Origin of the sequence: Aeromicrobium sp. Leaf291 (assembly GCF_001423365.1) — a bacterium.
Taxonomy (GTDB): domain Bacteria; phylum Actinomycetota; class Actinomycetes; order Propionibacteriales; family Nocardioidaceae; genus Aeromicrobium.
In genome coordinates, this window is sequence record NZ_LMNM01000001.1 from 1,925,292 (window position 1) to 1,936,990 (window position 11,699).

9 protein-coding genes are annotated in these 11,699 nt (G+C 72.6%); 4 read left to right on the plus strand and 5 right to left on the minus strand.

Annotated elements, in window-relative coordinates; all coding sequences use genetic code 11:
* The first annotated feature begins 48 nt into the window (after positions 1-48).
* Complete coding sequence (locus ASF35_RS09540; RefSeq protein ID WP_082481990.1) at positions 49-660, plus strand: GNAT family N-acetyltransferase; 612 nt, start codon at positions 49-51, stop codon at positions 658-660.
* Between the two features lie 931 nt (positions 661-1,591).
* Positions 1,592-4,255 (plus strand): DNA polymerase I, encoded by a 2,664-nt coding sequence (gene polA, locus ASF35_RS09545; RefSeq protein ID WP_055965877.1) that lies wholly within the window; start codon positions 1,592-1,594, stop codon positions 4,253-4,255.
* 33 nt (positions 4,256-4,288) lie between these two features.
* Here the strand turns inward: polA and ASF35_RS09550 are convergent, their stop codons facing one another.
* Entirely contained in the window at positions 4,289-5,491 is a 1,203-nt protein-coding gene (locus ASF35_RS09550; protein ID WP_055965879.1) for a hypothetical protein, read from the minus strand.
* A 95-nt stretch (positions 5,492-5,586) separates the two neighbouring features.
* Here ASF35_RS09550 and ASF35_RS09555 point away from each other — a divergent pair, with 95 nt between their 5' ends.
* Positions 5,587-7,314 carry a hypothetical protein gene (locus ASF35_RS09555; RefSeq protein WP_055965881.1) on the plus strand — a complete coding sequence of 576 codons (1,728 nt, stop codon included), beginning with the start codon at positions 5,587-5,589 and terminating at the stop codon, positions 7,312-7,314.
* On the opposite strand, the gene ASF35_RS09560 is transcribed toward ASF35_RS09555, so the two are convergent.
* From ASF35_RS09560 to ASF35_RS09570, 3 genes are read right to left on the minus strand one after another with little or no spacing between them, the layout of a single operon-like run.
* On the minus strand, positions 7,264-8,016 hold the full coding sequence (locus ASF35_RS09560) for a decaprenylphospho-beta-D-erythro-pentofuranosid-2-ulose 2-reductase (protein WP_055965883.1): 753 nt from the start codon (positions 8,014-8,016) through the stop codon (positions 7,264-7,266). The two genes, ASF35_RS09555 and ASF35_RS09560, sit on opposite strands and share 51 nt — an antisense overlap.
* A gap of 7 nt (positions 8,017-8,023) precedes the next feature.
* Positions 8,024-9,373, minus strand: a complete 1,350-nt coding sequence (locus tag ASF35_RS09565) for an FAD-binding oxidoreductase (RefSeq protein WP_235493023.1) — start codon at positions 9,371-9,373, stop codon at positions 8,024-8,026.
* Entirely contained in the window at positions 9,370-10,248 is an 879-nt protein-coding gene (locus ASF35_RS09570) for a decaprenyl-phosphate phosphoribosyltransferase (RefSeq protein WP_055965885.1), read from the minus strand. Before ASF35_RS09570 ends, ASF35_RS09565 begins: the two co-directional genes overlap by 4 nt.
* Positions 10,249-10,335: 87 nt before the next feature.
* Here ASF35_RS09570 and ASF35_RS18025 point away from each other — a divergent pair, with 87 nt between their 5' ends.
* The gene (locus tag ASF35_RS18025) at positions 10,336-10,482 is read left to right on the plus strand and encodes a hypothetical protein (RefSeq protein ID WP_156364839.1); all 147 of its coding nucleotides are present in this window, start codon (positions 10,336-10,338) and stop codon (positions 10,480-10,482) included.
* Positions 10,483-10,566: 84 nt separating this feature from the next.
* Here the strand turns inward: ASF35_RS18025 and ASF35_RS09575 are convergent, their stop codons facing one another.
* Entirely contained in the window at positions 10,567-11,652 is a 1,086-nt protein-coding gene (locus ASF35_RS09575; protein ID WP_055965886.1) for a glycosyltransferase family 4 protein, read from the minus strand.
* Positions 11,653-11,699: the final 47 nt, after the last annotated feature.

Here is an 11,699-nt window from a genome sequence, read left to right on the forward strand (position 1 = left end):
TGGCACTGGCGCCGACCCGGTCCAGACACCACTCCCGCCGAGGACACCATGGCCACTCGTTCACCGATCGTGATGCGCGACGCGGTGCCCGAGGACGCAGCCGCGCTCGTCGAGCTGTGGGCGGAGTCGGCCAAGGCGAGCGACGACGAGGGTGCCGAGGCGTTCTCCTACCAGTCGCTGTTCCGTGAGCCGAGCGTCGCCGAGGCCGCGTCGGCCATCGAGCAGAACCTGGCGAAGCCGGGCAAGCGGATCATCGTGGCCCTCGTCGACGGCGAGATCGTCGGCGCGACGGTGTGCGACCTCAGCACGCTGACGCCGATCACGCTCACGCCGATCCTGCTCGTGACCGACATCCAGGTGTCGCCGCGCCACCGCCGACGCAACGTCGCCGCCACGCTGCTGTCGGCCGCCGCCACCTACGGCGAGGAGCACGCCTGCGAGATCGTCGTGGCGGCCATCCCGCTCATGGCGCGCGAGCCGCACCGCTACCTCACCAAGATCGGCTTCACCCAGGTCGCGGCGGTGCGGGCGATCCAGGCCAGCCGGCTCCGCTCGCGCCTCAGCTCCAAGGCCACGCACTCCAGGGACACCGGCAAGCTCATCGCCGTCCGCCGGACGCTGCGTCGGCGCCAGGACGAGCGGCGCGCCGACAAGGTCTGAGGGTCGAGCCGGGCCGGGCCGGGGTTGGTCTCGGTCTCTCTGGAGCGCTGCCGGTGGGCGTCGTCGCCGCTGCTGCGCTGCCTGAGGTTCGTCTCGACGTGCTGGTGCGCTGCCTGCGGTGGTCGTGGGCTTGCTGCTGCGACGCCTCGGCCTTCGCTGGGGGTGATCTCCGAAAGGCCTCGACCGGGGGGCTGGGTGGGCGCCGCTCCGGGATCGCGGCGTCCGGTCTGGTGCTGCGGGTGACGCACGATTCTTCCTTTGCGCGTGATCGGCGCAGGATTCTTCGTTCGTGCGTGCCATCGGTGGATCCTCCACCGCAGACGGCCTGCAGAGGTTGAGGGTCCACCGATGTCGAGGGCGGAAGGGTCAGGGATTCTCCCTTCTCGTGGACCGGTCCACGGGAAGGGAGAATCCCTGCCAGCCCGCGCGGCCAGGCGGCCACGATGCTGCGTTCACGTGCGCAGGCCCGAACGATGCTGCGTTCACGACCGGATCCCGACACGAACGCAGAAGCGTTCGACTTCCAGCGCGCGAACGCAGCATCCTGCGTCCCCCACACGCGAACGCAGAATCGTGCGTCCCCCACGCGTGAACGCAGATTCCTGCGTCCGACCAGCACCCGCCACAGCCCGAGAACCCGGACCGCGTCCCGCGCCGGCCGCCCGGTCGAGGCCCTCTCGGAGACCGATCGGGGCGCGAGCCGCGGCAGCGCAGCAGCGAGCCGAAGCTCCGGCGGGCGACGCGGCAGCGAGCCGAGGCCCACCAGGCACCGCAGCAGCTCACCGAAGCCCCGCAGGTGCTGCACCGAGCAGCTGCCGCGATGACCGCGACCGGCGCCGCAGCAGGCCCGAGACGCGCGCACCACCGGTGGCCGCCATCGCCCGCCCCCGCACCCCGAGCCGTGTCGGTCCGAGCGTCTAGAGTCGAGCGCGTGGATCGACTGCTGCTGATCGACGGTCACTCCGTCGCCTACCGTGCCTTCTTCGCCCTCCCCGTGGAGAACTTCTCCACCACCACGGGCCAGCACACCAACGCGGTGTTCGGGTTCACCTCGATGCTCATCAACGTGCTGCGCGACGAGCAGCCCACGCACGTCGGCGTGGCGTTCGACGTCTCGCGCCGGACGTTCCGCACCGAGGAGTACGCCGAGTACAAGGGCAACCGCGCCAAGAGCCCCGACGAGTTCAAGGGGCAGGTCACGCTCATCAAGGACGTGGTCGCCGCCCTCGGGATCACGAGCTTCGAGAAGGACGGCTTCGAGGCCGACGACATCATCGGCACCCTCGCCACCCAGGCGCAGGCCGCCGGCATGGAGGTGCTGATCTGCACCGGCGACCGCGACGCCCTCCAGCTGGTCACCGACACCACCACGGTGCTGTACCCGCGCAAGGGTGTCTCCGACCTCGCCCGCATGACCCCGGCGGCTGTCGAGGAGAAGTACGGCGTCACGCCCGAGCACTACCCCGAGATCGCCGCCCTGGTGGGCGAGACGAGCGACAACCTCCCCGGCGTCCCCGGCGTGGGTCCCAAGACCGCCGCCAAGTGGATCAACCAGCACGGCTCCCTCGAGGCGCTCGTCGCCGACGTGGACGCGGTGCCCGGCAAGGCGGGGGAGTCGCTGCGCGAGCACCTCGACTCCGTCCTGCGCAACCGGCGCATCAACGCGCTCGTCCGCGACCTCGAACTCCCGGCCAAGCCGGCCGATTTGGCGTTCAGCACCGAGTGGAACCGCGACGCCATCCACCAGGTCTTCGACGCGCTCGAGTTCGCCGCGCTGCGCACGCGACTCTTCGAGTACCTCGGTGGCGGCGACGAGGCCACCACCGACGCGGCCTCGGTCGAGGTCGAGGTCGACCTGCCGGGCGAGGGCGGGCTCGCGGCCTGGATCGACGAGCACCTGGGCGAGGAGGCCGTCGGCGTCGAGGTGGCGGGAGTCCTGCGACCCGTCGGCCCCCGCGTCGACACCGTCACGATCGCCACGCCCGGCGGCCGCGCCGTCTCGTTGTCCCCGGAGTCCCTCGGACCCGACGACGACGCCGCCCTCCAGGGCTGGCTGGCCGACCCGGCCCGGCCCAAGGTCATGCACGACGCGAAGGGGCAGCTGCACGCGCTCGCCGCGCAGGGCTGGACGATGCAGGGCCTCGTCGCCGACACGGCGCTCGCGGCCTACCTGGTGCGTCCGGACCAGCGCTCCTACGACCTCGCCGACCTCGCCCTGCGCTCGCTCAAGCGCGACATCGCGGTGAGCGACGACTCCGGGCAGCTCGCGTTCGACGACGACACGGCCGGCGCCGAGGGTGCCGCGCAGCGGGCACGCGCCACCCTCGACCTCTGGACCGTGCTGCGCGAGGAGCTGGAGCAGCAGGAGTCCCTCGGCCTGCTCGACGACCTGGAGCTGCCGCTCGTCGACGTGCTCGCGCGGGCCGAGACCGCCGGCATCGCGGTCGACACCGACCACCTCGACGCGCTGCACGCCGAGTTCACCGAGCGCATGGTGGCCGCGGCCGACGAGGCCTACGCAGCGATCGGCCGTGAGGTGAACCTCGGCTCGCCGAAGCAGCTGCAGGAGGTGCTCTTCGACCAGCTCGACATGCCCAAGACCAAGCGCACCAAGACCGGCTACACCACCGACGCCGAGGCGCTGCAGCAGCTGTTCGTCAAGACCGAGCACCCGTTCCTCGAGCACCTGCTCGCGCACCGCGACGTCACCCGGCTGCGGCAGACCGTCGAGGGTCTGCAGAAGACCGTGCAGCCGGACGGGCGCATCCACACGACCTACTTCCAGACCATCGCGGCCACGGGCCGGCTCAGCTCGGCCGACCCGAACCTGCAGAACATCCCGATCCGCACCGAGTCGGGCCGACGCATCCGCGAGGCCTTCACCGTCGGCGAGGGCTACGAGACGCTCCTGACCGCCGACTACAGCCAGATCGAGATGCGGATCATGGCCGACCTGTCCGAGGACGCCGACCTCATCGAGGCGTTCCGGTCGGGCCACGACTTCCACACCGTCATGGCGGCCAAGGTCTTCGAGCGCGAGCCCACCGACATCGACGGTGGGCTGCGGGCCCGCATCAAGGCCATGAACTACGGCCTGGCCTACGGGCTCTCGGCCTACGGGCTGAGCCAGCAGCTGCAGATCTCCACCGGTGAGGCGCAGGGCCTCATGGACGACTACTTCGAGACCTTCGGCGGGGTGCGCGACTACCTGCACGGCGTCGTCGAGGAGGCCCGCCAGACCGGCTTCACCGCGACGATCCTCGGCCGACGCCGCTACCTGCCCGACCTGGTGAGCGACAACCGCCAACGGCGGGAGATGGCCGAGCGCATGGCCCTCAATGCTCCCATCCAGGGGTCCGCGGCCGACATCATCAAGGTCGCCATGCTCGGCGTCGACGCCGCCCTGCGCGAGCAGGGCCTGCGGTCGCGGCTGCTGCTGCAGGTCCACGACGAGCTCGTGCTCGAGGTCGCCGCCGGGGAGCGCGACACGCTCGAGGCGCTGGTCCGTGAGCAGATGGCCGCGGCGGCCGACCTGTCCGTCCCGCTCGACGTGTCGGTCGGCACCGGACGCACGTGGCACGAGGCCGCGCACTGAACCCTGCGTGGCCCCTCGCGGGGTGGAGGACCGTCAGTGGTCCTGGGTGGTCGTCCGCCCCGGGACGAACCAGACGATGACCGCCAGGACGGCCGAGACCGAGGCCACGGTGGTCACCAGCCCGGTCAGGTGCACGTCGAGCCCGTAGGCGACGCCCACCACCACGGCGGCGCCGGCCCACACGAGCACGACCACTCCGTGCGCGTGGCGGGCGAGAGCGTCGAAGACCAGCAGGTGCACGACGGCCAGGCAGGACCCGGCGAGGGCGAAGAGCCACAGGCGGCCGGCGATCTCCTCGTACTGCTCGCCGCCGACGAGCACGAGCGCGAGCCGTGGCAGCAGCGCCGTCGCAGCGACGGCCACGGCTCCGAGGCCCGCCACGGCCAGCACCGCCTGGGTCCGGGCCCGGCGGGTCTCGTCGCGCGCGAGGTCGGGGAACAGGACCACGCTGACGAACTGCGGGGCGAACAGGGCGGCCTTCGAGAGGATGAGCCCGGCCGCGTAGAGCCCGGCCTCGCCGGCCTCGAACCGGTTGCGGGCCACCAGGGCGTCCAGGCTGCTCAGCACGAAGTAGGCGAGCAGCGCGTGCGAGCCGAGGACGGCCTCGCGCACGAGCGGGCGGCGGCTGATCCCGCGCGGGTGCAGCACGTGGCCGCGCAGGAGCGGGGCGCCCACCAGGACGGGCACCCACGCACCGAGGGCGATGCCCACCATCGCCGACGTCGCCGAGGGCTCCACGAGGAGGGCCGCCGTCCCGAGGACGAGGCGGCCGAGCCCGTTCGCGAGGTAGATCGCCGTGAGCGACCCCCACCGCTCCGAGCCCTGCGCGACCCCGGCCTGCGCGCCCATCACGGTGAGGGGCACGAGGGTCAGCCCGGCGAGGACGATCGGCCACGGCGAGTCGAGGCGCAGCAACGGCACCAGCACCACCGAAAGCAGCGCCACGACGGCGCCCACCGCGAGCGCTGCGGCGGCCGTCACTCGCACCACGACGCCGACGACGTCGGCGCGATCGTCGGGGGCCACGGCGATGCGGCGCGCCGTGACGGCCTGGATGCCGAGCGACACCACGTTGCCCATGAGCAGGATGCCGAGGAGGGCCACCAGGGCGCCGAGCTCGGCAGGCACCAGGTTGCGGGCGGCCGCGACGGTGAACCCGTAGATCGCGACGTTCATCCCCATCATGCCGAGCGCCACCGTCGATCCGCTCGAGAGGCGGTGGCTGGTGCTCGTCACCGGGCAACCCTAGCGACGGCCTGGTTCCCGCGCCTCGCCGAATCGTCCGGCGGGGGGAGGTTGCTCACCTAGTCTGTCCTCGACAAGGGAGGCACATGGCCGCGTGGCGCCGCACGATCGTCCTGCAGTGGAGCCTGCTGCTGGCGGTGCTCGTGGGGCTGCCCTGGTTCCGGCCGGGCTTCGTGCTGTCCTACGACATGGTCTGGGTCCCGCGTCTGGACCTGGGGCGTCCGGACCTGTGGGGGCTCGGTTCGGCCCTGCCGCGCGCCGTGCCCTCCGACGCCGTGGTGGCCGTGCTCGGGGCGGTGGTGGACCCTCAGCTCGTCCAGAGACTGGTCCTGCTCGGTGCCCTGTTCCTCGCCGGGGTGGGCGGCGCCCGACTGGTCGCGACGGCGGGCCTCGCCGGCCGCACGGCCGCGGCGACGATCGCGATCTGGAACCCGTACGTGCTGGAGCGGCTGGCCATCGGCCAGTGGCCCATGCTGCTCGGCTACGCGGCGATCCTGTGGCTCGTGGCCGAGCTGCGTCGCGACGACCCACGGCTGCGCACGGTCGTGCTGGCGCTGGCCGGGACCGCGCTCACGCCCGCCGGCGGGCTCATGGGCCTCGCCGTCGCCGTCCTCGCCGGCGCGCGGTTCGGTCTGGTGCGGATCACCGTGCTGGCGGCGCTGCTCAACGCACCGTGGCTGGTCTCGTCGTTCCTGCGCGGATCGGTGCGGGCGGACCCCGGCGGCGTCGAGGCCTTCGCGCTGCGTTCGGAAGGACTGCTCGGCCACGTCGGCACGGCGTTCTCGCTCGGGGGCATCTGGAACGCCGACGTCGTGCCCGAGGGCCGCGGATCGACCCTCGTGGTGGTCCTGACGGTGACGGTGTGGGCCCTGGCCCTGCTCGGGCTGGGTGTGCTGGCTCGGACCGCTCGTCCCGACCTCGTCGCCGTGCTCCTGGTGGCGGTGGCCGGTCTCGCCGTCGCGTTCACCGGGTGGCTCGCGCCGACGGCCCTGGCGGACCTGGTGGCTGCGTTCGGGCCGGCGGCGGTGCTCCGCGACGGGGCCCGCTACCTCGCACTCGTGGCCCCCGCACTGGTGGTCGGCTTCGGCCTCGGCGCCGACCGGCTCGTGGCCCTGTCCCGGTCGCGCGGGCTCGCTGCGGCACCGGCCGTCGCAGGCCTGCTGCTGCCGCTGGCCGTCCTCCCCGCGCTGGCCGACGGGATCGGGGGCCGCCTGGAGCCCGTGCAGTACCCCAGGTCGTGGGAGACCGCGCGGCTGGTCGTCGAACGGTCGACGGTGCAGGGCGACCTCGTGGTGCTGCCCTTCACCGCCTACCGCGCGCCCTCGTGGAACGCGGGCCGCCCGGTGCTCGACCCGGCGGGTCGCTTCTTCGACCGGCCGACGGTGACCGACGACCGGCTCGTCGTGTCCGGCCGCACCGTCGCGGGGGAGGACCCGCGGGCCGCCGCCGTGCGACGCGCCCTGGCGTCCGACGACGTGCCCCGCGCGCTGGCGCGGCTCGGCATCGGGCTCGTCGTGCTCGACACCACGGCTCCCGAGGCCGATCGTGCCGCCCGGTCGGTGCGGGGCCTGGAGCTCCTGGGTGGCACCGACCTGCGGGTGTACGCGGTCGAGGGTGCGAAGGAGGTCGGGGTCGACGACACGGACCGGGCCGTGATGACCGGGGTCTGGGTGGTGTGGGCCGTGGTGGTGGGCGCAGCCCTCGCGGGCAGCGCCACCGGCGCGGCCCGTCGCCTGGGGGGCAGCCTGACGTCGAGCCGCGGCTCAGAGGGGCAGCCGGCGGAACAGCGGCCGCGGCACGTGCCGGAGCCCTGACATGACGCCTCGGAGCGGCTTGGGCACCCACACCTGCTCCCGACCGTCCCGGACCGCGTCGACGATCGCCGCAGCCACGGCCTCCGGCGTCGTGGCCAGGGGAGCCGGCTCGAGTCCGTGCGTCATCGTCGAGTGCACGAATCCCGGACGCACCACGACGACCCGCCCGCCGTGCTCGCGCACGGCCTCCCCGAGGCCCGTGTAGAACGTGTCCATCCCGGCCTTGCTCGAGCCGTAGACGAAGTTCGAGCGGCGTGCCCGTTCACCGGCGACGCTGGACAGCGCCACCACCACACCGTGTCCCTGACGCCGGATCCGTGCCCCGAGCGCCACCCCGACCGTCACGGCGGCGACGTAGTTCACGGTCGCGATCTCGTGCGCGAGACCGACGTCCGTCCAGGCGCGCTCCTGGTCACCGAGCACCCCGAAGGCCACCAGGGCGACGTCGACGTCGCCGGGGACCGCGTCGACCACGGCAGCGTGGCTCGAGGTGTCGGCCGCCTCGAAGTCGACCGGGGTCACCACACACCCGCGGGCGCGGAGCCGCTCGACCGCGTCGTCGCGCCGCTCACCTGGTCGGGCGGCGAGCGTCACCTCGAGACCGGGCGAGGTACGCGCCCACGCCTCGGCCGTGGCCATCGCGATGTCGGACGTGCCTCCGAGCAGCAGGACGGAGGTGGGGATGCCGAGGGCGTTGATCACGAGGGCCTCACAGGTCGAGTCGGCGGGACAGGTCCGAGCGCAGGACGCGTCGGGGGTCGACGGTGTCACGCACGGCGCGGAACTCGTCGAGCCGGGGGTACATCCGAGACAGCGTGGCCGCCGAGGTGCGCGAGTCCTTCGCCAGGTACAGGCGTCCTCCGGCGTCGACGACGATCCCGTCGAGCCGGTCCAGGAGGGGCTGGAGACCTCGTCGGACGGGCAGGTCCACCGCGACCGTCCATCCCGGGGTCGGGAACGACAGCGGGGCCGGGTCGGCAGCGCCGAACCGCTTCAGGACGTTGAGGAAGGAGGCGTGACCGGACGCCGCGAGCGTCGTGACCATGTCCCGCAGCGCCGACTCGGCGCCGAACGGCACGACGAACTGGTACTGGGCGAAGCCTCGGGGCCCGTAGACCCGGTTCCAGTCGGCGACCACGTCGAGCGGGTGGAAGAACTGGGTCACGTCCTGCAGCTCGTCGACCCGGTGCCGCGGCGCCTTGCGGAACCAGAGCTCGTTGAAGACGCGGACCGTCACCGGGTTCACCAGGCTCGTGGGGGGCACGAGCGGGAAACGGCCCAGCTGGGGAGCGGCCAGCTCGAGACGGCCCGCGGATCGGGCGGCGTCGAGGTCCTCTCGCCGTGCGGCGCGGCCACGGGTGATGACGGAACGGCCCGTCGCCGACCCCCGGGCAGCGGCGTCGAACCACGCGACGGAGTACGGGTACGCGGCGTCGCGCTCGGCCAGTGAGGCCAGCAGGGTCCGGAGGTCGTCGGTGCGCTCGGTGTCGACCACGAACCATGACGTCTCGGCGCGGTGCAGGGCGATCGTGGCCTGCGTGACGATGCCGGTGAGACCCATGCCGCCGACCGTCGCCCAGAACAGCCGGGGATCGGCGTCGTCGGGACGCACGGTCAGCACGTCGCCGGAGGGCAGCACCAGCTCGAGCTCGGTGACGTGCCTGCCGAAGCTGCCGTCGCGGTGGTGGTTCTTCCCGTGGACGTCCGCGGCGATGGCGCCACCCACGGTGACCTGTCGGGTCCCGGGGACGACCGGGAGCCACAGACCGAGCGGCAGGAGCAGTCTCATGAGGCGGTCGAGACTGCACCCGGCCTCCACCGTCACGGTCGCCGCGGCGACGTCGACGTCCAGGACGCGGTCCATGCCGGTGAGGTCCAGGACCGTGCCGCCGGCGTTCTGCGCCGGGTCGCCGTAGCTGCGTCCGAGCCCACGGGCGATCGCGCCGCGTGGACCGCCGGCCCCGAGGGCGGACCGGACGTCGGCGACCGACCGGCACGTCTCGACGGTCGAGACCGTCGGCATGGTCCGGCCCCAGCCGGTCAGGCTGCGCGGCGTCACGAGACGTAGACCCCGACGGCGAAGAGCACGATCCAGGCCGCGGCCAGGACGAGCAGCACGGGATCGCGCATCACCGCGTCCTCGGGCTCCCCGGCGAGGCCACGGTCGATGTCCACCGCGTAGCGCAGCATGCCCAGCACGAAGGGCGCGATGGAGAGGGCCTGCCAGTTCACCGTGGCGTCGGAGGGGATCTCGAAGGCCCACAACGAGTACGCCGTGACGGCGACGGCCGCGGCCGTGCTCCACACGAAGCGCAGGTAGGACTCCGAGTAGAGCGCGAGCGACGGCCGGGTGCCCCCCTCGGCGCCGACACCGAGCAGCTCGGAGTACCGCTTGCCCGCGACCATGAAGAGCGATCCGAACGAGGCGACGAGGAGGAACCACTGCGACAGGGGCACGTCGGCGGCGACGCCCCCTGCGATCGCCCGCAGCAGGAACCCCGAGGAGACGACGGCGAGGTCGAGGACCGGCTGGTCCTTGAGCCAGTAGGCGTACGCCACCTGGACGACGAGGTAGACGAGAAGGACCGCGGCCAGCATGGGTCGCACGGCGACGGCGAGTCCCACTCCTGCCACGGCGAGCACGGCCGCGAAGACGACGGCCGTCGACCTCGACAGCTCCCCGGACGCCACCGGACGGTGACGCTTGCGGGGGTGACGACGGTCGTCCTCGACGTCCACCACGTCGTTGAGCAGGTACACGGCCGCGGCGCACGCCGTGAAGGCCACCAGGGCCGTCGAGACCGATCGGAGCACGGTTCCGTCGGTCAGCACCCCGGCAGCGAGGGGTGCCGCGAGCACGAGGAGGTTCTTGGTCCACTGGCGCGGACGGGTCGCGCGCAGGAGGGGCGCTCGCCGGCGCGTGGAGGTCGTCATGGCACCGCCCAGGGTAGGCGCAGCGAGGTTCGCGCCCTGACCCCGACCGGCTGGTAACATGGTGACGTCTTGAGGGAGGACATCACTGTGGGAACTTCAGCCATCGGCGGCATCGTCGCCTTCTTCGTCGGGTGCGGTCTGGCAGCGGCCACCGCTGTCGGCGTCGTCCAGTCTCAGCAGAGTGCCGGCACCGAGCCGGTGGAGACGTCGAACGTCAACTACGGCAACAACTGACGAACTTGCGACGGGACGGCGTTCGCCGCTCGTCCGACAGGGTCCGGTCCGTGAGGATCGGGCCCTCTTCGTCGTGGTGGGTGCTCAGCCGTCCAGCACGTCGGCGAAGCGCTGTTGCGCCCCCGGCCAGGTGAAGGTCGCCGACTTCGCCCGCGCACCCTCGCCGAGGAAGGTCCGCCACTGGACGTCGCCCACGACCTCGCACGTCGCCGCGACCAGCTCGTCGTGGTCGTCGACGAGAAGTCCGGAGTCCTTGTGGTCGATCGACTCGGTCGTCCCGCCGGCCGACCGGTAGGCGATGGTGGGGGTGCCGTGGGCCCCGGCCTCGCCGACGACCAGGCCCCAGCCCTCCTTGAGCGAGGGGAGCAGCATCACCCAGGCCTCGGCGAGGAGCTCGTGCTTGCGGACGTCGTCGACGTGGCCGTGGAACGTGACGGCGTCGGTGAGCCCACGTCGTGCGACGTAGTCGTGCAGCTCCTCGGACCACCATCCGTCGCCGACGACGTCGAGCGTGGCGCCGGGATGACTCGTCCGCACGGCCTCGAGGGCGTCGACGGCGTGCTCGACCTGCTTGTGCGGGACCAGCCGTCCGAGGACGCAGAGCCGGGCGAGCTCGCTACGGCCGGCACGAACCTGTGGCGGCGCGGCGGTGCCGTTGTGGACGACCGTGATCCGGTCGTCGTCGACACCCAGCTCGACGAGCTCACGTCGGCTGGCCTCGGACACCGTGACGTACCGGCTGCGCCGGTACAGCCGCGGCGAGAGCCGGCTCTCGATCCACCAGCCCAGGCGGCCGACGACCCCCGGGTACACGACGGGCCACTGCTCGCGGTGCACGTGGTGCACGAGCACCACGACCGGTCGGCGGGTGGCCAGGCGGGTGAAGAACGGCAGGCCGTTCTGCACGTCGACCACGAGATCGACCCGACCGTAGCGACGCAGGAGCAGGCGCAGCACCGTGACGAGGTAGATGTCGAGCTTGGTGCCCCGACGGACGTAGCGCACACCGTCGACGACCTCGTCGTCCGCCGCCGCGGGGTGCTTGGCGCAGGCGATGGTGACGTGGTGCCCGCGCGCGACGAGGCCACGGGCCATCTGCTCGACATAGAGCTCCGACCCGCCGCCCTCGGGGTTGCGGGTGTCTCGCCAGTTGCAGATCAGGATGTGCACGTCATGCCCGGCCGGGGCCGGTCCTCCCTCGACGCCGACCGAGGTCG